The sequence below is a fragment of the Chryseobacterium sp. RU33C genome (assembly GCF_900156015.1).
In the GTDB taxonomy this organism is placed as follows: Bacteria; Bacteroidota; Bacteroidia; order Flavobacteriales; family Weeksellaceae; genus Chryseobacterium; species Chryseobacterium candidae.
The window spans coordinates 25535-48780 of record NZ_FTMT01000006.1 but is presented as its reverse complement, the minus strand read 5'-3'; the positions used below and the strand labels follow the sequence as shown (position 1 = coordinate 48780).

The window sequence follows — 23246 nt, the reverse complement described above, 5'->3', positions numbered from 1 at the left end:
CACGGGGTATGAATATGCCCATGAATCCAGTATAATGGCTAGTATTCTGTAATTAAATCTTCCAGATCAGAAGCGTACGCTGCTGTTAACGGATCTTCTCTGTAATGCTCCGGAACAGATTGTATGCTGGGTGCATGATGAGTAATAACTATATTTTTAAATCCTTTTGAATCTTTAAGATTTTCCTGTAACCATTGTTTTGAAAACTGGTGGATTTTGAAGGTATCCAGTGTTCTCATTTTTGAATAGGAAGGATCCCTCCTGATCATTTTATAATCATTCATCTTCGGCTGACAAAGCATGCCGTACTGAACAGGATTTCCGAAGATCGAAAAATCCGTCCACAGGGTTGCCCCATGAAAACGAATACCGTCAATGTCTATAGATGAATTTTCCAGCACATGAACATTGGAATCAAGCGCAGCTTCTCTGATCTTATGGAGTGTTTTAGGATATGAACCTTTATAATATTCATGATTACCAAGAACGTAAATTACAGGTTTATCAGGAATTGCATTTTTAATCCATTCAATCCCTTTGGTTCCCAAATTGACATCACCTGCCAGCACAATCATATCCGAATGATCAAAACATAATTCCGTACTTCCAAATTCCCTGTGAAGATCGCTGATAACCTGTATTTTCATAATGAAAAATAAAAAAACAAAGATAGTAAAGGGAAACAGAATCGCAAAAAGCCAAAAAAAGAACCGATCCCTAAGCACCGGTTCTTTCGTCATATAGTTTGTATATTTTTAAGACCGTTTATTATAAAACAGCAACTTCTGCCTGCTTCACTTTCAGGCTTTTTATTATAAAAAAGAATAACATTCCGAGAGCCAGCAGAGCGTAACTGATCAAAATAATCAGATTCAGGCTTCCCACTGATAGTTCTGAAGGAAAGATCTGACTCATTAACGTCATGAATGACAATCCAATTCCTGCTCCCAAAAAGTAACTTGTAGAGCTTAAACTTGATGCCAGTCCGTAATGCGCAGGTTCAACATCCTGGATCCCCATTACTGAAAGTGCGGTAAAACAAAATGTCATTCCAACTCCGGAAATACATGCAGCTCCCAATAAAACTATCGTTAGCGGATGTCCCGCGTAAACAGAAATCAAAAGCAGCAATCCTCCCGCTAGCATAAACGACCATCCTAAAACACCCATTTGAGAAGAGTTCAGACGTTTTGATACATGTGGTAGAATAAATTTAGCCGTTAAAGCCGATACGATACTGAACGGAACAAGCATTAATCCTGCAGAAGCAGCACTAAATCCCATATCTTTCTGAAGCATCAGTGAAATAAGGAATAAAAATCCGATAAAAAATGCTCCCAAGGTAAAGAATACAGCATTGGAAACTACTAAGGATTGATGTTTAAACAATTTTAAATCTACCAAAGGCTCTGCTACAGATTGTAAACGGTAGTATACCATAACAAGCAGTACCAATGCTAAAACCAAAGAACCCGCTATCAGGAAAGGCTGTTCTTTAATATGAACCAATTCATGCGTACCGTAAGTCAGACTTAAAAGTCCAAATACCATCAATATCCCGGATATGATATCTGTTTTCTGAGCGGCTTCATTTTTATCATCTGCCGGCAGATAATAATACGATAATACCAATGTGATTAAAAGAATGGGAACATTAATCAGAAAGACCCAATGCCAGCTCAGGTATGTACTGATAATCCCTCCTACCGAAAGACCGCTTCCCGAACCAATAGCAGCAAATGAACTGAAAATTCCGATGGCCCGGTTTCTCTCCTGTTCTCCTCTGAAGGTATTGGTAACGATAGACAATGCAGAAGGCATTACCAATGCAGCTCCCAATCCCTGTAAAGCACGGAATATTGCCAGTACTTCAAAATTCGGGGACAATCCTGCCCCCAATGAAGTGAGCATAAAAATCAGAGCTCCCCATAAAAACATTTTCTTTCTTCCCATCTGGTCTGAAAGTTTTCCACCGATGATCAGAAATCCTCCAAAGAACAATACATAGAGTGTCTGCAGCCACTGAACAGTCTCGGCTCCAATCTGAAACTGCTGCTGGATAGAAGGAATTGTTAAATTAATAATGGCAATATCCAAAGCCTCTACAAATGTTCCTACCGATGCTAAAATTAATACTAAATTCTTCCTTGTATCCATGTTTTAAATTTCCTGCAAAATTAAAATTAACAGAACGTATTTGGAAATTTTATCATAAATTTGGAACAATATTTAATATATTAAATAATTAAAAGAACAAAAAACCTAAAACACCAGATAAAACCTATAAAAACAGAACAAAATGGCAGCAGAAAATTATATTCCTGATGAAAAAGACCTCTCCATTCTCCGCCTGCTTCAGAAAGATGCGAAGATGAGTGTCCGCGATATTTCAGCAAGAATCAATTTGAGTCCTACGCCTACTCACGAACGTATCAAACGTATGGAAAAGCAAGGAATCATTAAAGAATACACGGCTGTGGTTGACCGCAAAAAGGTCAATAAAGGGATGATGGTGATCTGTATGATTGCTTTAAATGTTCATAATAAAAAAACAGCGGGAAAATTTATTGAGGAAGTTGGTAAACTGAAGGAAGTTGTAGAATTTTACAATATCAGTGGAGATTTTGATTTTATGCTAAAGATCCTGGCTCCCAATATGGATGAATTTCATGAGTTTTTCGTCAACAAATTATCAGAAATCGAGGGAATAGGGCAAACTAAAAGTATTTTTGTGATGAACAGTATCAAAGAAAGCGCGCAGATTATTTAAGCAGCAAAAGCAGCTGCGCCTATTCATACAGCTGCTTTTTATTGTAAACCCAATCTTTTGTATTAATCTCTTATCATCTATTGCCAGTAATTCCAGACTGATCCCTCAAATACCGTCAGTGTTTTAATCACTGTATCACAGCACATCATCCCCGGATAAAGATTTTTACATTGAAATGCGATTTACATTCAACAGAATTATTTTATATATTTTAAATTTAACATGGCGTTTTCAGTAGCTGTTTATTCTTTATTTGCTAACACAGCAAGCACACTTACTATGTACCAACATTTAAAACATGGCAGATTTCAAATCTTCCTTGTTTTAAACTGAATAAGGCAATAGATAATCTGAATAAAAGACCTGAATGAAAATTTACATTAAAAACCGTAAATTTGCAGCATGAATAACGATACGATATGTGCACTGGCTACTGCCAATGGAATAGGTGCTTTAGGCATCATCCGGGTTTCAGGAAATGAAGCTTTATCTGTAGTTCAGAAAAGTTTTCCGGCAAAAAATCTGGAAAAACAAAAATCCCATACCATTCATTACGGTTATTTTATGGATGAGGAAGAAGCTATTGATGAAGTAATGCTTTCCATCTTCCTGGCACCGAAAAGTTTCACCACTGAGAACTCTGTGGAGATTGCTTTTCACGGATCCCCGCATATTGGAAAACGTATTCTTGAAACCCTGATCAAAAACGGAGCTAGAATGGCCAAAGCGGGAGAATTTACCCTTCGTGCCTTTATCAACGGCAGAATTGATCTTTCTCAGGCAGAAGCAATTGCCGATGTCATTGCATCTGAAAATGAAGCTTCGAGAAAGGTAGCGATCAATCAACTGAAGGGAGGAATTACCAATGAAATATCAGTATTAAGAACTGATCTTTTAAATTTCGTTTCTTTAATTGAACTGGAACTTGATTTCGCTGAAGAAGACGTGGAATTTGCAGACAGAAGTGCCCTAAGCGGATTATTGGATAAAATTGAAGCCAAATTAAACTCTCTGATTGAAAGTTTCCAATACGGAAATGCCATTAAAAACGGAACAGCCGTTGCTATCATCGGAAAACCGAATGCCGGAAAATCTACGCTGCTGAATTCGCTTTTGAAGGAAGAAAGGGCGATTGTGAGTAATATTGCGGGAACAACGAGAGATACGATTGAGGAAGTTCTTCATATTAAAGGTAATGCCTTCCGATTAATTGACACTGCCGGACTTCGTGAAACCATGGATGAAATTGAAGCGATCGGGGTAAAAAAAGCTAAAGAAAAGGTAGAAAATGCCAATATTCTTGTGTATCTGGCGGATGCTGCTACTGAGGATTTTTCTGAGGATATTGAGATGATTCAATCCTTGTTACGAGAAGATCTTAAGCTGATTATCTGTGCGACAAAAATTGATGAAGTGATTCCTACCCAATACGAAATGGTAGAAAATATTTTCAGAGAAGCTATTTCTCACGAATTTGATTTCATCAAAATCTCAGCAGTTGAAAATCAAAATATTCAGGATCTTAAAAATGAGCTTTCCTCCTATGTGGAGCATTTAAAAACTGAAGAAAATAATGTTGTGATCACCAACCAACGTCACTTTGAAGCCTTAAAAAAGTCAATGGATGCCGTTCATAAAGTGAAAGAAGCTATTTCTTTCCAGATCTCCACAGAGTTACTGGCTTATGAGCTTCGAAATGCCCTGGAACATCTTGGCGAAATCTCCGGAGAGGTGACCAATGATGAAGTGCTGGGAAATATTTTTTCCAAGTTTTGTATCGGGAAATAGAACCAATTTCCTTATCACTTTTAAAAAAATCAAATCCAAAAACACACAAACAGTCCTTTCCAAGGCTGTTTTTTTATTTATTAAGGCTCTTCAACTTAAAAAAATAGCGAAAAAGGGTAATTTTTTAGTATTCGTTTACGGGGTAATTTTATGAAAAAATAACGCCATGAAAACAATTATTAAAAAATTATCCTTTTTAAGTGTATTCATTTCACTTATCAGCGTATGCTCCGGCCTGTTTGCACAGGCTTACCCTATTGGCCAGATGTTCCTGACTGCTTATGGCCAGTCTTTTACTATGTTTAATACGGGAATGATTGTTCAGAATGGCAATCCGGGAAATGCCGGGCAAGCCGTATATGATCAAACCGGAATTAATTATTTACGTTTGCCGTCAGCGGTACCTTATCAAAAAGCTTTTTTCCTGGATTTCAGCAATAATATCATAGAATTAGATTACAGATATGGATACCGGATAGTTGGTTATTCCAATATTCCTATTCCTCCACGGCCAGTTATGCATCTGCCAAAGCCCACTTATGATAACCAGACAGGAATTCAGACTGCTGACGGACTAAGACCAATACCCACACAAATTGTGGATGAGCAAAAACCTTTTGGAGATGTAATGATGACAAGTGAACAGACTGCAGTAAACTGCTATAAGAATTCCCTGAATTTTGACGGATCATTAAATCAGCTGAAATTTGGTGACTGTATGGTGTCTAATATGGCAGGCCAGAAAGAGCTTGAAATTTATAAGTGTGCAAAAAATTCAAAAACAACAGAAGAACAGAGCCTTTGCATGCTGAGTGTATTAGGCGGTACAAAAGAAAAACAAATTACTCAGGATATGATGAAATGTTATAAAGAATATGGTGGTAATTACGAAATGTATCCGCTTTGTTTTGCTGATAAAATAAATGACCCTGAATTAAAACAACTGGTATCCTGCTTTAAAGATCAGGCCAACAACGGAAAAGTATCCTTTATGGGAACTGCCGTGTGTTATGGAGCAAGTAAGCTAAATCTGAACACTGAAGCCCAAATAGCCGTTGAGTGTGCGGTAAGTACCGGAGGCCAGCCTTATGCATTTGCAGGTTGTGCAGGCGGCCAGCTCACCTACCGGGAGTTAAATAAATGCCTGACAAACGGAGTGGGTGGTGATAATGGATGTTTTGGAAAAAATAATACGATCGTTAAAGGATTAAATCAGATCGGAGATGCCTTAAAAGGTCAGTTTGGTCCCAATAACGATATCGTCAAAACATGGAACACTACAGTTCACGATTTACAGTACGGCCCCGGAAAAAATCATGAAGCTGTGAAAGTGGTCAGAAACATAAGCAATGAACTGGGGAAAGCAGGAACTAATGTAGCCAATGAAATAAAAAAAGTAGTTCCAAAAATAAAAATTAAATGGTAAAACAGCCGACTATTTAACTTTATTTATCCAGTATAAAAATCCGGTATCAGAATGATGCTGGATTTTTGGGTTTCTTCCCAAGACCCAATGATAATTTAACAAATCAACAGCAGCCTGAACTCTCCATCATTTTCAACAGGTGCTCTGTGAACACAAGGTAAAGCCTTCTGATCAGGATGATCTACTGCAATGCGCCAAAGATGGCCAACCCCTAAATTGACAGGCTCTGCATTGGGTTTAGGCTGATAATGCAGATCAAAGAAATACTCTTTCAGGAAGTCTTCAAATTCTTCTTCAGTACCGTCATGTAATTTTCTGAGCTGTTCCCGGATTTCAGGAATTAAAATTTTCTGTTCCACCTGATCATTGGGTATAATATCACTCGCTGTTCCATGATAAGTACAAAGAAAAGTGTCTGTTCCTACAGGTGAACGGTCAACATGATAGGAGTACACATCTGTTGAAATAAAACCGAGTTCCTCATCGCGCTCATAACATTTAAGCAAATTAAGAACCGGAGATGCTCCGAAATCTGTTAATAACTGCAGGTCATTCAGGATAATTTCTCTCGCCATACTCCCCTCTTCCGACAATTCCAATGCTAAGAGATCTTCGCCGGAAACTTCTGTAATATCATCTTTCAGCTGAAGCTTTGTGGCAATTTCTTTAAAGTCACCCACTAAATTTCTATGCCAGCAGACTGCATTCACAGTGCCTTGAAAATGGGTATTCACAAGTTCAGAAAAGGAAGCAACCATACCTACTTGATGATGGCCGGAAAACGTTTTGCTCATATGTTGGAATAAACAATTTCGCTGCTTAATTCTTTACAAAAATACGGAATAGATTTTTCAATTACATCAGATGAACTCTACAAAAAAACAGCATCCTTTGCAAAGAATGCCGTTTATATATAAGGATATTAATTTTCAGTTTTGTTTTTGTTACTTCTTTAGTATTTTTTCCGTTACTGTAGAAGATTTTGTTTGAAGTTTGATGTAATATACTCCTGTTTGAAGAGAAGATAATACGATCTGTTCCTGCATCATATTCAAAGTTCCCTGTTTTACCAGCTGCCCGGCTGCTCCAAAGATTTCATAAGAAACCAAAGGCTCTTTGCTCCTGATGGTAAGTACATCCTGAACCGGATTAGGGTATAATTGCATTCCGGACTGAGCAGCAGTTTCTTCTACTGACATCTGGGTGCACGCTGATTTAGCAAATTTTGTAAAAAAAGATTGAGATTTCCCTCCTGCTACATTAACAGCCATTGTATTGACATTATCATTGGCATCTGTAAATAACTGATCATGAAAAAAGCCTCCCACTACATAGTTACCGTCATTATCTGCTGCAACCGCCGTAAATTCATCGATAACATAAAAGTTACTGCGAATCTCTCCTGTTCCCAAAACATCTCCGGTATCTTTGTTAAGTCTCACCAATAAAGGATCTGATCTGTCTCCATCAGGACGTACCATTGCATAGCTGCCCCAGACATCAGACCAACTTCCTTTGGCGAATGCTATCTCGTTTCCATTAATGGCAATTGTTCCTTTGGTAAAACGATAGCCAAACTGAAGACCAGACATTGCTTCCGGAGTTCTTGCCCACTGTACTGCACCTGAAGCATTCATTTTCATAACAAACGGAACGGCCTCCACATAGCTTCTCAGAGGAAAAGTATAACTTCCGAAAGTAGCAGGCACCGTTATTCCGTTGTAATAACGTCCGGAAATATAAATATCTGAAGTCACCGGGTCTTTTATAATAGAATGAATTTCGTCATCCGTACTTGTTGTACCATTATTAAGTTCTTTTCTCCATACCTCAGCCCCTGTAGTACCGTCAAAAGCAAATACATAAGCAGCTTTCGTAAAAGGAACATTATTATAGGAAAGATCAACCAGATTACTGAATCCGGGATCCATTCTTTTACCGGCAATATAATAACGATTCAAGCTTTCATCGTATACAACATTCACTTTTCCCTCTCTTCCAACAATATTTATTGCATTTCCTGTGATAGGAAGAAGCAAAGGAGACGCCGGGGTCATATTTCCATTATCATAATTGAACTTAACCGCATAATACTGATAGGTTGACGTAAAGGTGGAAGGTACGGTAATTAATCCGTTTAAATGGGTTCCAGCTCTGAATCCCATTACAGCGTGAATATTTTTGGAAGAATCCATATACATCATCTGAACATCGCACATACGGGAGAAATAGTTAACATCTCCCTGTAAAGATTTGCTCCACGCCAGTGTACCATCCGAAGTATTATATTTTAACAGAAAAGCTGCTTTATGGGCAGGCTCTATTGTTTGGTCATAATAAGTATACAGGGGCTGTGTATGAGTATCATCAAAATGTACAGGAACCGCATCAGGATCTCCTACATAAGAATTGTTATAAAGGGTTGCCATCACGTATAATCCTCCGTTGTTATCCACTTTAATATGCCATGCATTTTCTCCGTCTCCTGAACCACCTATGGGTCTGGACCATCTTATATTTCCCGCACAATCAGCAGAGAACAGAAAAAGATCACTCAGCCCGTAATTGGTTACAGAAGTACCATTCAGGTTTTGTCCCTGTTCGCGCATCGTTGCAAGATAATAAGTGTTATTGTTTTTGTCCACTACAATATCCCTTATGGATTCATCAAAGACATAATGAAAGCCCGGATCTGCCGAACCTGTTAATCCTCCTGCCTGTTTTCCCCATTGCCATTGATAAGCCTGACTAAAAGATAATCCCGGTAGTATGAGAAGGAGTGCCCAAAGTTTGTTTTTAAATTGTATCATAAAAATTCATTTAATTATCACATACTATAAAAAACAGTGTTCTCCGGAGAGAACACTGCTTGATAAGCTACTAATTTTTAATTAGTTTTCCTTGTAATGAGGTGTCTCCCGTTTGTACAATAACAATATAAACACCCTGCAGCCAGCTGGTAACTTCCACGTCTACCTCTCCGGAAGCCGTTTTCAGTTCCTTACGGAATTTGACATTGCCCATGGCATCAAAAACCGTAACCTGTTTTGCCAGTAATTTTTCATTGCCCGTATTATACGAGATTTTCACTTTTTCTTTCGCAGGATTTGGGGTCATTTTCAGAGAAGAAACTGAAGTTGCCATCACACTTCTTCCTGCATTTTTCATACCCATCCAGTTAGGATCTACCGCTTTGGTAGTAAACTTACATGTTTCATTGGAGAATAAAATCTCATCAGCACCCTGGAAGCCTGAGTTTGGATAGAATGCCAATGGATTAGCGTTCATATCATACACTCCGCCTGCCGGAATCGTAATAATGGATGGAAGATAAATTCCAAATCCATTAAGACTGGAAACGGTAAGGCTGATCGGCTGGCTTCCGCCATTGTGGATAATACCATACACATTATAGTGATCTCCAACCCATTTCATGTCTTTGATACTTGCTTCCAGTTTACATTCTGTTTCGAATCCACATTCTTTACCTGGATAGTAATTCATGGTTCCGGAAGTAAACTGACATCCAAGATGATCAATCTGTAACTGATAGGTTCCTGCAGCACCAATATATAAAGGATAAATATAATCATTGTTTCCACTCTGGATACTGTTTCCGAACAGCTGCCAGTCATGATGATCAAAGACTCCTTTTGGTCCTAAAACATAATTCTTTCTGAGACATTCATCATAACATCCTGTCGGGAATACCCACATAAGGCTTTCAAGACTTAATGGTACCTGCGTATTACCCACCACTTTACATCCGCTTGGTGCAGTGTAAATAACCTGATAAGCACCACCTTCGTATACTGTGATAGACTGACCTGTCATTCCGTTGCTCCAGTTATACACTCCTGCAGACGGTCCTGATGCTGTTAACACAACCTGATAAGGCTGGCAGCTTACCATATTATAAGTTACCGAAACTGGTGCCGGAGGGCTATTTACAGTAACTGTAAAGCTTTTACTGCTTGTACATCCTGAAGTACCCGGAGTTCTAACTTCCAGTGTATACACATAAGTACCTGCAGATAATGGTCCTGTACTTAGAGCAATCGGATAAGGAGCAGAAGTCCATGGTACGACTACTGAATTTCCTTTTTTCCATTGATATTCCAATGTATTATCCGTTACAATACCAGTAAGTACTGCTGATGATCCTTCACAGATATTAGCTGTTCCTGCTATATTAACATATGGAGGGTTTTTAAGCGTTACAGGTATGGCTTTAGTACTCATAATACTTGTTCTGCATCCGTCTGATGATACCAGCACCGGCCAGTAGTTACCAGATTGTGTTGGAGTAAATACCGGAGAGTTTGGTGCACCTGGTACAGCCTGAGAACCATTCATCCAGATATATTGGTTAGGAGATCCAAGCGTACTGGTAAATACGATATTAGGAGCACTTCCAATACAAGCTACCAAAGCAGGAGGCGCCATATCACCATCCAGAGTCGCCTCTTTTACATTAACACCAATTACACCAGAACTATATTCACATCCCATAGGAGTTTTAATTTTCAGCTGAATGGTTTTTGTTCCTGCAGTATTATATGTTATTGTAGCATCTGGTCCTGTTGTAACGTAAGAGGTACCATCAAAGATCCAGGTATATGTATTTCCCGGAACATAGTTTATAGGACTGAACGTAACAGGTGAACGTGTACATAGCCAGCCTGGAACCAGGAAGGTGGTATCAGGAACAGGAGCTAATGTAATTGTCTGTGTAGTGGTACACGTTGGTTTCCCTGGTGCAGACACTGTCATTGTAAAGGTATAAGTACCCGGCGCAAGATTATACGTTGCCGATTGTCCTGTTTGAGCAGGCTGTCCCGGCGAAGTAAATGTATAGGTTATAGACGCAGGATTGATTTCAAATATCGTAGAGGTATTGAAAAGCGTTACTGTATATCCGCTTCCGTTACAAACTGTACTGATATTGAATTTAGGCTCATAGTTCTTTCTCACTTCTACCCCTTTACTGTACCAGCATGAACCATATCTCAGACGTACAAAAACAATGTGCGCGCCTGCAAGATTAGTCTGATATACCGGTGAAGCCGTTCCCTGACCGGAAACTAAAGTAAGTACAGTATCTGACAACCATTGGATCTCATCCGGAGTTCCGTTGTATGTTAAACCTGAAACAGTAATCGTGTTACAAGCAGACCATGCCGGGACGAAGTTAATCTGAGGGTTTGCCGTACAACTTCCACTGCTCGGGCAAGACTGAGTCACATTAATGTTCTGTGAAGAAACCACACAACCGTTAATATCTACAGCCTGCACTCTGTACGTTCCAAAAGCACCTGCTCCTGAGATGGTATATGAGTTGGTAGTTGCTCCTGGTATCATACTATTATTTTTATACCATTGCCAAGACAAGATATTTGTAAGTCCTGTAGAACTGTTAGCCGTAATAGTATACGGTGTCATCGTGGCAGGATCACAAACTGCAATATTATATACCGGAGAAACAGTAATAATAGTTTCAGGATATACAATAAAGTTAGCACTTGCCGTAGGCTTATAATTACATCCATTAGTACCTGTATAAGTTACAACAACCGTTTGAGAAACATTGTTTCCTGAATTGTTCTGGATATATCCGTTATTCGGGAAGCTGTAAATTCCGGCAGGATTAAATGCTGTAGTATACGTTCCACCAGGAAATGTGAAAGTCACACTTGTCGCCGAAGTAATGGTTCCCTGATTTACTGTAAAAGTAAGATTTGAACCCAAACAAATTCCACCAACATTGGTAAAGCTTACTACCGGAAGCTTTATTAAAGATACCGGCATCGTGATGATTTTTGTCACTCCGCATTTTACTACTTTCAGAATCAGATCAGTAGTATCTGTTGAAGAAATCTCGTTGAAGTTTACAGTGATATTAGCTGTACCCTGTCCTCCCACTACACTTCCGAAATTGGAACTTGCAAATGACCATTCCATAAAATCCGGAACAATACCATTCAGATTAGCACTGAATGTTTGGGTACTACTCGGGCAGAAAGGTCCTGAATTAGCATTAATACCAATAGTATTAAGGTCCAACTTCGTTACATTAAACGATTTCGGAGCTGAAAGACATGCGGCACTGCTGATAGATTTGTTCTGTGCAGATACTGTATATGATGTAGCACCGGCATTAAATATAACCGTAACAGAAGGTCCTGCATTACTTCCCTGAATGGTTCCGTTGGTAACATTCCAAACCGGTACCATACCAGGATCTACTGAACTGATGGTATAAACATAAGGTTTTCCGGGACATACTTTTGTTTCTCCGGAAATGGTTCCGTTAGGTGCCTGTGGAATTGGTAATACCTTAATAATTCTTCCATTACTTTCACAACCTCCTCCTTGCTTGGTAGCCGTCACAGTATACGTTCCCGCTGTTGCAAAGTTGTAGTTGAATATTCCTGTCATTGGTGGAGAAGTATAAGTAGATGTTCCCGTTGTCACCTTCCAGATCACCGGTACATTAGGAACTGCTGTAAATCCCTGGCTAGTTCCTGCACAGATTTCATCCACACCACCACTTACCAATACTGGTGCTTCTACTACGATATCTATAGAAGCCTGTCCTTCACATGTCAATAAAGTATTGAAATAATTTGCCGTAAGGTGATAAGTACCTGGCTGATTTGCTCTGAAAACAATTTCATTTCTCTGCTGGGTGTTCGTCAGCTGACCTCCTGCCGGACCTGTCACATTCCACTGAACGCTCGTTGTAGGCCACTGAGGAATTGAATAGGTATACTGTCTGCCAGTACATATCACTTCCTGTCCTTTAATTTTTGCATTTTTTAAAACAACAGGAATTTTAATTGTCGTCCACTCAGGACAAGCACATTCTGACATGTACATTACATATCCGAAGCCGTCAAGCGGATCAACCTGATCCCAAAAAACTTCGATTTCGTTACCGTTATTGTTAACAATTGATCCTCCGATAACTTTCCATTGTCCTTTGTTGCATCCATCCTGTACATTATATTTTTCAGTACTGCCTTCACATACTACGGAAGCACAGTTGATCTGTACAGGATCTGCTTTTAATACCTTGATTTGTTTTTTAATTCTATCCTGGCAGCCACACTTGTTCGTTACCGTCAACTGAATAGTATAGTTTCCTGGATTAGCATACAAATGAGAAGGCTCAAAAGCGGTAGAAGTTGTACCATCTCCAAAGTCCCAGAAATAATTAACAATATCCGACCCGCCGTTCTGTTCAGAAAGGTTATCGAAATAGATTGTCGTATTCTTACATACGGTATCGGCAAGATTTAACATTTCAAATTTAGCAATTGGCCTGTTAATCTTTTCAATACAAATAGTCTGTGTTTCCACTGTTCCGTCATTATAGGTGATGACGGCCTGTAAAGATCCGTTACCTGCTGCTCCCCAGCTTACATTGGCCACGGTGTTCGAGGGTCCTGAAATAGCTGCAGTACCTCCCGAAACAGTCCATTGCACATTGGAAACATTCGGTCCCTGAATCTCATATTTTACCGTTGATTGTTCACAGACACGGAGACATTGGGATGAATTGATGTAGGAATAGGCGATTCCGTTGTCAGGGATCTGACCGTCTTTTTCGCCGCGGAATTCCTGGCATCCAACCTGGGCGGTCCATGTAATTCGAGCTTGTGCTTGTAGTACCCAAGGTACCAGAAGCCAACATAGCAGGAGCCATCTGAAGATGTGCTGCCTACCAAAATAGGTGTTGTTTTTCATAGTTATTAAAAAAGTGTTATTAATTTTTTGTCAAATTAATAAAAATAACAATACAAAAATCATTTAATCGTGAAAAAACAACATTATTTCACAATTGAATTCCAACAATATAGATTAATTCATGATTATATGTTATTTCACCAACCTATTAGTTATGGAAAAAAATCCTTGTCTTTGCTCAATTTGAGAGCAACAACCTGATTTCAACAGAATAAAATCATACATTTTGACCTATTAAAAACCAAAATCAACAACCAAAAATCAAATTAAATTATTTTTATACTTAAAATTGACGATTAATATTAAAATTAATCACATTAAAAAAAATAAAAACAGCAAACTTTTTATCCACTTCTTCTTAAAAATCTCTAGTGTTTTCAACAATGCAGTCTTCTCCTATAAGTATCACCCATTCTTATCATAATCTGCAAGAAAAATCATGAGAATTGCCGACAAGATTAAAATAATTTATCTTTGTTTCCTGAGGATTATCATAAACATTATATTTCAACACATCCTATATGAAAAACAACAGCTTTTTACTCTCCGCAAAAGGAATCTGTACTGCAGCTTTTCTTTCCTTAAACACAATCCTTTATGCACAGAAAGCAGCAGATATCTCAAGCCTTTCAGAAAAAACATTAAGTACCATTCTGGAAAAAAACAGAACGTATTATACTCAGGGAAAAGTAGCAGATTACATTCCTGAGCTAGGGAAAATGGATGCTAAGGCAATAGCTTTTTCAGTAGTTGATAAAAATGGAAAAGTATTCAATGCCGGTGATGTTAATAAAAAATTCACCATGCAGAGTATTTCCAAAATCATATCATTAATGGTAGCAGTAAACGAAAAAGGAGAAGCTCATATTTTCGACAAAATGGGATATTTCGGCTCAGATAAACCCTTCAACCACTTTTCAAACCTTGAGACTACGGGAAAGCCGCTTAATCCAATGATGAATGCCGGAGCAATTCTTACCACTTCACTAATCTCCGGGGATGGCGAAAAGCCATTCCTTAAAATACTGGATATGGTAAGATACATTACCAAAAATCCATCCCTAGATTATAACAAATCAGTTTACGAATCTGAAAAATCAACAGGCCACCGAAACCGTGGTATGTTTTACATCATGAAAAACAGCGGACTTATTTCCGGAAACGAAGACCAGCTGGACAATTATTTCAAGCAGTGTTCCATTGAACTTACCGCTGAAGACCTCGCAAAAATAGGTTACTTCTTTGCCAACCAGTGCGTTAGATTCGACGGAGATGCCACTTATAAAAACGCAGATACAGCAAAATTAGTAGAATCACAAATGCTGACAGCCGGAATGTATGAGTTCAGCGGTGAATATTCAAGAACAGTGGGCTTGCCAAGCAAATCCGGTGTCGGGGGCGGAATTACGGTAAGTGTTCCGGGAAAAATAGGAATCGGGGTATTCAGCCCTGCTTTAGATCAACATGGAAATTCTCTGGCCGGGTATCATATGATATTAGATCTGGCAAAGCAGTACGGATTAACTATATTTTAATATTTTCAGTAAACCTATTAGTAAGCAGATCGTTTATCAGCTATTCAAATCAATAAAAACGACACAATACATCCGTAAAATGGCTTATTAGTCAAAAAAAACATCAACAATCAACACATACAAAAACAGTAAGCATATCAGATACTTACTGTTTTTTTTATGAATTTCGGAAAGATATTTAAATTATTATTAAAAATATCTATCTGTTTATTTATCAAAAAGATATAAAAAGTTCATAAATAATTCAAATTAAATCACAATATATTGATTAATTTTAATTAAATTAGCTTTTTAATTTTATCAGATTCACAAAGGTATTTTTTACATTTTTGAACCTTATCTAGGGTATATTATCTTTTTGTAATATACCTGAAAACAATTCTCTTGTTTTTGAAATATTTTATTTTTTATTCCTATATTTGACTAACATTTTTTTAACTATAACTATTTATAGTTAAAAAATATAAGATTGTACCGGCAATGTTTCTAAGAATAAGGAAACAATAAATATACTTTAATAGCATTTGAACAACAGATATTTTTACATTAAAAAATTGTTATCAAATAACATTTATGATTAAAGATATATTACAGTTTCATTATTTTTATTTTCTCATCACCTCAAATTGCTATTTATACATATAATATAAGCTTTTTTGCAATGAGATATCATTAATCATTTCTATACCGTAAATGCTATGAAAAACCTGACCAAAATCTGGCTATTATCCTTTGAAAAGCCAGATATAATTACTATAACCCAAAATCTATCTGTAACTGACAGATCATTAAATAATTATCATAAAACAATATTAATTTTTAGCGATTTGATAAAAACCAATTTTATTATATCCTAACAAAAAGTAATGGTCTTACTATGCAAAGACCTTGCATTCTGTTATTAAACTCTTGCTATCATTCAATAATTCAATTAACACGCCATGAAAAAATTAACCATTATTGGACTGACGCCTTTTGAAAAGCCGGACGTTAACCTTGTATCCCGACTGCACCAGGCAGGTGCATTGCCCGTACTAAGTTTAGGAAATGAGCTAACGAAAGCCCAGGAAGCGTTACATCAACTTGATCAGATAGACGTACCATCCTATGGTATTTATTTTTCTAACGATGATTTCACCACTCTTCAAATTCCTGAAAAAGTAAGATTTGCGATCCTTCCGTTCGGAATGTCTAAGCCACTCAATATACCTGTTATTTTTCAGGTAACCAGTTTGGAAGAGGCCACACAGGCTGAACAGTCAGGAGCAGAAGGAATCATTATCAAAGGAAATGAAGCGGGTGGATTAGTAGGCTATGAATCCACATTTGTATTATTCCAGCGTGTGATCAAAGAAATCCAGAGCATTCCGGTGTGGGTACAGGGAGGAATAGGCATCCATACCGCAGCAGCAGCAAAAGCTTTGGGAGCAACAGGAATTGTACTGGACAGCCAACTGGCTCTGTTTCCGGAAAGTTCGGTCCCTCAGGACCTGAAAGAAATCTGCTCAAAACTGAATGGTACAGAAACTAAAGTGATTGCTAACCATCGTGTACTGGTAAGACCCAATTCACCGGTTTTACCTGAGAATGCAACTGCCGAAGATCTGAGACAATACTTTACAGGTCTAGACCTCAGTACATGTTACATCCCAATGGGACAAGATATTTCATTAGCAACAGATCTGTATGAAGACTTCAAAACCCTGAGAAAACTGATTTTCGGTTTCAAAGAAGCCATGTATGGACACCTGAAGCAGGCAAAGGCACTGAAAGTAATTGATAAAAACAACTCTTTAGCTCAGGAATTGGGTCTGAACTACCCTATCGCTCAAGGTCCAATGACCCGTGTAAGTGATGTTCCTTCATTTGCCAATGCAGTAGCAGATGCCGGAGCCTTACCCTTTGTTGCTTTATCCTTATTGAAAGGAGAATCTGCAAAATCTTTGGTAATGGATACCAAAAAGCTGGCTGGTGAAAAAACATGGGGTGTAGGAATTTTAGGATTTGCTCCACAGGAATTAAGAGATGAACAGACATCATATATATTAGAAGCAAAACCTCCTGTAGTTTTGATTGCCGGAGGAAGACCCGCACAGGCTAAAGTATTTGAAAAAGCAGGAATAAAATCATTCTTACACGTTCCTTCCCCTGCCCTTCTGGATATTTTCCTCAAAGAAGGCGCGAAAAACTTTATTTTTGAAGGACGTGAGTGTGGAGGTCACGTAGGTCCTTTGTCCAGTACAGTTCTCTGGGAAAAACAAATTGACCGTATTTTAAAAGAAGATCATCCTGAAAACATCAGTGTCTTTTTTGCAGGAGGAATTCATAACGCCTTTTCAACCGCATTCGTTTCTATTATGGCTGCACCATTGGCCGCAAGAGGAGTGAAAATCGGGGTATTGATGGGTACTGCCTATCTGTATACACATGAAGCGGTAGAAACCGGAGCTATTCAGGAAGAATTTCAGGCTCAGGCAATGCAGGCGAAAGATACCGTTTTACTGGAAACAGCTCCAGGACATGAAACCCGTTGTTTAAATACAGCTTTTGCTCACCACTTCAATACAGAAAAAGCAAAACTGCTTGCCGCCGGAATGGACAAAAAGCAGGTATGGGAACAGCTTGAAAAATTAAATGTAGGCCGTTTACGTATTGCCGCTAAAGGAATAGAACGTCAGGGCGACAAATTGGTCAATATTCCTAAAGATGACCAACTGGACTTAGGAATGTATATGATCGGACAGGTAGCCACCATGCAGAATCGTGTGATCTCATTGGCAGCCCTTCATCAAAGTGTGGTAGACAATTACGAACATATTCAGGATGCAGTATTACCGGAAGAACCGGTTTCTACGGAAAAACCTCTTGATATCGCCATCGTAGGGATGGAATGTATTTTTCCTGGTGCTAAAAACCTTGATGAATACTGGAGAAATATCATTTTAGGAAAAGACAGTGTTACCGAAGTACCGGATGAAAGATGGAATAAAGACCTTTATTATAAGCCTGATTCCAACGAATCGGATGTATCTCATTCCAAATGGGGAGGATTCATTCCAAAAATTGATTTCGATCCATTGGCATTTGGTATTCCACCACAATCGCTTGCTGCTATTGAGCCTACACAGCTTTTAACCTTATTGGTTGCAAAACGTGCAATGGAAGATGCCGGTTATGGCGAAAAGCACATCAACAGAGAAAACATTTCTGTTATTATAGGTGCTGAAGGAGGTAATGACCTTGCCAACAGCTATAGTTTCAGAGGATATTATAAACAGGTCTTCGGAGAGCTTCACGAAGAAGTAAAAGAAGCCTTTCCACATACCACCGAGGATTCTTTTCCAGGTATTTTGGCCAATGTGATCGCAGGTAGGATTACGAACCGTCTGGATTTGGGCGGAAGAAACTTCACAGTAGACGCAGCCTGTGCTTCTTCTTTGGCCGCTATTGATCTGGCTTGCCAGGAACTTGTATTAGGAAAATCTGATATGGTTCTTGCCGGAGGTGCAGATTTACACAACGGAATTAATGATTACCTGATGTTCTCCAGCACGCATGCCTTATCCAGAAAAGGGAGATGTGCTACATTCGATGGTGATGCAGACGGTATCGCTCTTGGAGAAGGTATTGCCATCCTTGTTTTAAAAAGATATGAAGATGCTGTAAGGGATGGAGATCGTATTTACTCAGTAATCAAAGGAGTTGGAGGATCCAGTGACGGAAAAGCGTTAGGTTTGACCGCTCCTAGAAAAATAGGCCAGGTAAGAGCCTTAGAGCGTGCTTATTCCCAGGCTGGGATCAGTCCTGCTTCCGTTGGTCTTGTAGAAGCTCACGGTACAGGAACAGTAGTAGGTGACAAAACCGAATTAAGTGCTTTGACCAATTTGTTCAGCCGTTCAGGAGCTTTACCGGGACAGACTCATCTAGGTTCTGTGAAAACACAGATCGGGCATACCAAATGTGCGGCAGGATTAGCAGGATTAATCAAAGCTTCGCTTGCGGTATATCACGGTGTAAAGCCGCCTACCCTTCATCTTCAGCAGCCTAATGCTTATTATAATGCTGAAACAAGTCCGTTTGCCTTTCATGCAGAAAGCGGATTATGGGCGGAGAAAAACCGTTATGCAGGAATCAGTGCTTTCGGATTTGGAGGAACAAATTTTCATACGGTAATTGCCAACCATCCTAAGCAGGATAATTCCATTGCCATGCAGTCGTGGCCTTCAGAATTGTTTGTGTTCCGCGGAGATACCTATAAAGAAGCGAAAGGACAGGCAAGTCAGGTTAAAGTATTATTAGAAATTAACGATGGTATTCCATTAAAAGATATTGCTTACAGTTTAAGCATCAGTTCAGAGAAGCCAATTCAGTTCAGTATTGTTGCAGACACTGCCGAAGACCTGATGATGAAGCTTGAACTTGTATTGCTGGGAATTGAGACAAAAGACACTTTTACCGTGAATAAAAAAGAAGGTAAAGTAGCATTCACATTCCCCGGACAAGGCAGTCAGAGAATCAATATGGCCCGTGACTTATTTGTTGTTTTCCCAGCCATGCGTAAGATTATTGATGAGTATCCTGAACTTGAAAAAGTAGTTTTCCCATCAAAAACCTTTAATGAAGCTGATTTAAAACAACAAAAAGAAAACATTAAAGATACGCGTTTAGCACAACCGCTTTTAGGAATTGTAGACCTTGCACTGGCAAAATTCTTAGAATCATTGGGCATCGTTCCTGATATGCTGGCAGGTCATAGCTATGGTGAAATACCAGCTTTATGTTTTGCAGGAGTGTTTGGAGAAGATCAACTTGTTGGCTTAAGCGTTCAGAGAGCTCAGTCTATTTTAGATTCAGTAGAAGGCGGAGATCCGGGATCAATGCTGGCGGCAAGTGTTACGGCAGAACGTTTACAACCTATTATTGCTAAAGTGGAAGGATGCTATCCTGTGAATTTCAACGCTCCGACTCAATGCGTAATTGCCGGAAGTACGAAAGCTATCAATACCTTACTGGAAGTACTTAAACAGGAAGGAATCTCTGCTAAAAAACTGGAAGTTGCCTGTGCATTCCACAGTCCGTTATTAGCCAAATCCAAAGAATTATACGCTGAAGTATTGAAAGATATTCCTTTCAGTGAAATGCAGATTCCTGTATGGTCCAATACCACAGCGGAAGTATATCCTACGAATCCGGTAGAAATAAAAGAAAGACTTACCGACCATCTGGTACAGCCTGTAAGATTTGTAGAACAGCTTCAGGCCATGTATAACGACGGTGCAAGAATATTCATTGAAGTAGGACCAGGAAAAGTACTTACCGGATTGACCAAATCCTGTCTTGAAAAAGATCAGCTTACCCTATATGTTGAAGACAACAGCCGTAATAAATTCAGTCATCTGCTTTGCATGCTGGCACAATATTTAGGAACTGGCAGAAGCTTTAATATTGATAAACTTTTTGACGGCAGAAGTGTTACGATTATCGATCTTAACCAACCTGAGCTTTACAAGAAAAGCCCTGCTATCTGGCGTGTTAACGGGCAGACAGCCCACCCAACTACCGGTAATCTGCCATCCAATGGTGCGTTGCCACTTATAAACCCTATTCCCATGAACAATTTTACCCATCAACCACAGACACCAGCAACTGAAGCTCAGTCTACCGCTGAACGTATGCTGCAGGAATATTTAAACAGTATGAAATTAATGATAGAGGCACAGCGTGATGTGATGCTTTCCTTTATGGGACAGAATCCTCAGGCATTCCCTGCTCCTGTATACCATTCACCAGCACCAGCTGCTGCACACCAGCCTATATCTACGATTCCGGTTCAGCCTGTTCATCAGCAACCCGTAGCTGCAGCTCCTGTAAAGCAAGCTCCGTCAAGAGATATCAAATCCTTATTATTACAGGTAGTAAGTGACAAAACAGGATACCCTCAGGAAATGCTGGGTATGGAAATGGACCTGGAAGCGGATTTAAGTATCGACTCTATCAAAAGAGTTGAGATCATCGGAACACTTCGTAACGAACTGGGAACTCTGGGCAATGGAAATACCAGTGAAGACACCGTTATGGAGCAGCTTGCCGGAATAAAAACTTTAAGTGGTCTTGTTTCATGGCTTACTGAATTCTCAGGAGCAGATACTACCGCTTCCTCAGAAAAAAATGGATCAGCAGCTGAACCTGCAGTTTCAAAATCACAAACTCAGCCGGCATTCTCTCTTGAAGACCTTCAAAATGCAATCCTGAATATCGTTAGCGAAAAAACAGGATATCCAAAAGAAATGTTAGGAATTGATCTTGATCTGGAAGCTGATTTAAGCATAGATTCCATTAAACGGATGGAAATCATCGGTGATCTTAAAACTAAGATCGGATTTGGTCAAAACCTTGAACAGGCTGATGATGTGATGGAAAAACTGGCGGCCATTAAAACTCTTCGTGGTCTGGCAAGCTGGATCAGCGAAATGAATGGGGAAACCAACGAAGCAGCTCTGGAAGGGAAAGCAGAAAATACCGCAGAGCCAACTCAAAATGTATTGTCACGTCTTCGTTTTGACATCACTCCTACCGATGCTTCTAAAGTACAAAATACTGAAATATTGCAGGGAAAACGTTTTGCCATTACACAAGATGACAACCAACAAACCTCAGCCATCAAAGATGCATTAGAAAAGCATGGAGCTATTGTAGAGTTAATAGATACTGAAAAAGATCTTTCCCATATTGACGGATTAATTATGCTGGATCTATTCTCAGCAACTGATAAACCAAGCATTATTGATCATGTAGATCTGATCAAAAAACTGGATTTTGATAAAGCAAAATGGGTATATCTTATTTCAGATATTCCAGCACACCTTCAGGAAATTACAGATGCAAGCATATTACGTCATCATCAGGGATATCCGGGACTTTTCAAAAGTTTAGCAAGAGAATTTGATAATACAACTTGTAGATTAATCAGCCTTAGTACGCCTCAGGAAGTAGATCAGATTGCTGAAATTACGTTGAAAGAAATCCTTACCAATGATAAACCTGCTGAGGTGATTTATAAAAACGATCAGAGACACCAGGTAGACATCATTCCTTCTCCATTATCAACAAGCTTGAATGAAGCTCATATCCAATTAGATCAAAAATCTGTGGTATTGGTATTGGGAGGCGCACAGGGAATCACTGCCGAATTGGTAAAACACATGTCTCAGGCGTATCCTTGTACTTATATTCTGGTAGGAAGATCAGCTGATCCAAGAAATGATATTTCTGCGAAAGATTTTGAGGGAATGAAAACCAAAGAAGAAATCAGAGGTTTCCTGATCAAGTCAGGTCAATTCACTTCTCCTGCAGAAATAGAAAAAGAAACAACGAAGATTTTCAAAAACAATCAGATCCTGCGTACGATCCGTGATATGGAAGAGCTTGGAAATACCATCATTTACCAATCACTGGATCTTTGTGACGAAGAAGGTTTAAGCAATCTGATCAGCAGTATTTATGAAAAATACAACCGTCTGGATGGAGTGATTCATGGAGCAGGTCTTTTAGAAGATAAATTATTCAAACAAAAGACAACAAGCTCTTTCGGACGTGTATTTGACACCAAAGTGAAACCACTTCGTGTATTGGCAGAACAGCTTCGTTCAGACTGCCAGTTTGTAGTTCTGTTCTCAAGTATTGCTTCTGTATACGGCAACAAAGGCCAGACAGATTATGCTGCGGCCAACAGTGTACTGGATGATTACGCCAATGCTTTAAACAAAAGATTAAAAGGAAAAGTAATCTCGATCAACTGGGGACCCTGGAAAGGAGCCGGAATGGTTTCTTCCACTCTTGAATCGGAATACGAACGCAGAGGTATTTCTATGATCCCATTGGATGAAGGAAAAGAAATCTTCCTTAACGAAATCAAATACGGAACGGAAAGCCAGGTGCTGATCATGTCAGGAAATAATTGGTAAAACGCTGTATAAAT

At 39.0% G+C, this 23246-nt stretch carries 10 protein-coding genes; 5 read left to right on the top strand and 5 right to left on the bottom strand.

The features are described from left to right. Window positions 1–38: 38 nt before the first annotated feature. Entirely contained in the window at window positions 39–647 is a 609-nt protein-coding gene (locus tag BW946_RS07355) for a metallophosphoesterase (RefSeq protein WP_228402480.1), read from the bottom strand. A gap of 121 nt (window positions 648–768) precedes the next feature. After that, window positions 769–2157 carry an MFS transporter gene (locus BW946_RS07350; RefSeq protein ID WP_076595554.1) on the bottom strand — a complete coding sequence of 463 codons (1389 nt, stop codon included), beginning with the start codon at window positions 2155–2157 and terminating at the stop codon, window positions 769–771. Window positions 2158–2299: 142 nt separating this feature from the next. Here BW946_RS07350 and BW946_RS07345 point away from each other — a divergent pair, with 142 nt between their 5' ends. From BW946_RS07345 to BW946_RS07335, 3 genes are all read left to right on the top strand, one after another. After that, complete coding sequence (locus BW946_RS07345; RefSeq protein WP_076595553.1) at window positions 2300–2770, top strand: Lrp/AsnC family transcriptional regulator; 471 nt, start codon at window positions 2300–2302, stop codon at window positions 2768–2770. A gap of 402 nt (window positions 2771–3172) precedes the next feature. Then, the gene (gene mnmE / locus BW946_RS07340) at window positions 3173–4558 is read left to right on the top strand and encodes a tRNA uridine-5-carboxymethylaminomethyl(34) synthesis GTPase MnmE (protein WP_076595552.1); all 1386 of its coding nucleotides are present in this window, start codon (window positions 3173–3175) and stop codon (window positions 4556–4558) included. Window positions 4559–4724: 166 nt separating this feature from the next. Continuing rightward, window positions 4725–5984 carry a hypothetical protein gene (locus BW946_RS07335; RefSeq protein ID WP_076595551.1) on the top strand — a complete coding sequence of 420 codons (1260 nt, stop codon included), beginning with the start codon at window positions 4725–4727 and terminating at the stop codon, window positions 5982–5984. A gap of 95 nt (window positions 5985–6079) precedes the next feature. On the opposite strand, the gene BW946_RS07330 is transcribed toward BW946_RS07335, so the two are convergent. The 3 genes from BW946_RS07330 to BW946_RS07320 all read right to left on the bottom strand — a co-directional run bounded on the left by BW946_RS07330 (window position 6080) and on the right by BW946_RS07320 (window position 13733). After that, window positions 6080–6778, bottom strand: a complete 699-nt coding sequence (locus tag BW946_RS07330; protein ID WP_076595550.1) for a DUF1826 domain-containing protein — start codon at window positions 6776–6778, stop codon at window positions 6080–6082. Window positions 6779–6928: 150 nt separating this feature from the next. Further along, complete coding sequence (locus BW946_RS07325; RefSeq protein ID WP_076595549.1) at window positions 6929–8794, bottom strand: T9SS type A sorting domain-containing protein; 1866 nt, start codon at window positions 8792–8794, stop codon at window positions 6929–6931. Window positions 8795–8864: 70 nt separating this feature from the next. After that, window positions 8865–13733: a PKD domain-containing protein gene (locus tag BW946_RS07320; RefSeq protein ID WP_076595548.1), complete on the bottom strand. Its 4869-nt coding sequence runs from the start codon at window positions 13731–13733 to the stop codon at window positions 8865–8867. Between the two features lie 521 nt (window positions 13734–14254). Between BW946_RS07320 and glsA the strand changes: the two genes are divergently transcribed. Both glsA and BW946_RS07310 read left to right on the top strand, forming a co-directional pair. Next, complete coding sequence (glsA, locus tag BW946_RS07315; RefSeq protein WP_139325980.1) at window positions 14255–15268, top strand: glutaminase A; 1014 nt, start codon at window positions 14255–14257, stop codon at window positions 15266–15268. A 941-nt stretch (window positions 15269–16209) separates the two neighbouring features. Then, window positions 16210–23232, top strand: coding sequence for a type I polyketide synthase (locus tag BW946_RS07310; RefSeq protein WP_076595547.1), 7023 nt, complete (start codon window positions 16210–16212; stop codon window positions 23230–23232). Window positions 23233–23246 lie beyond the last annotated feature (14 nt).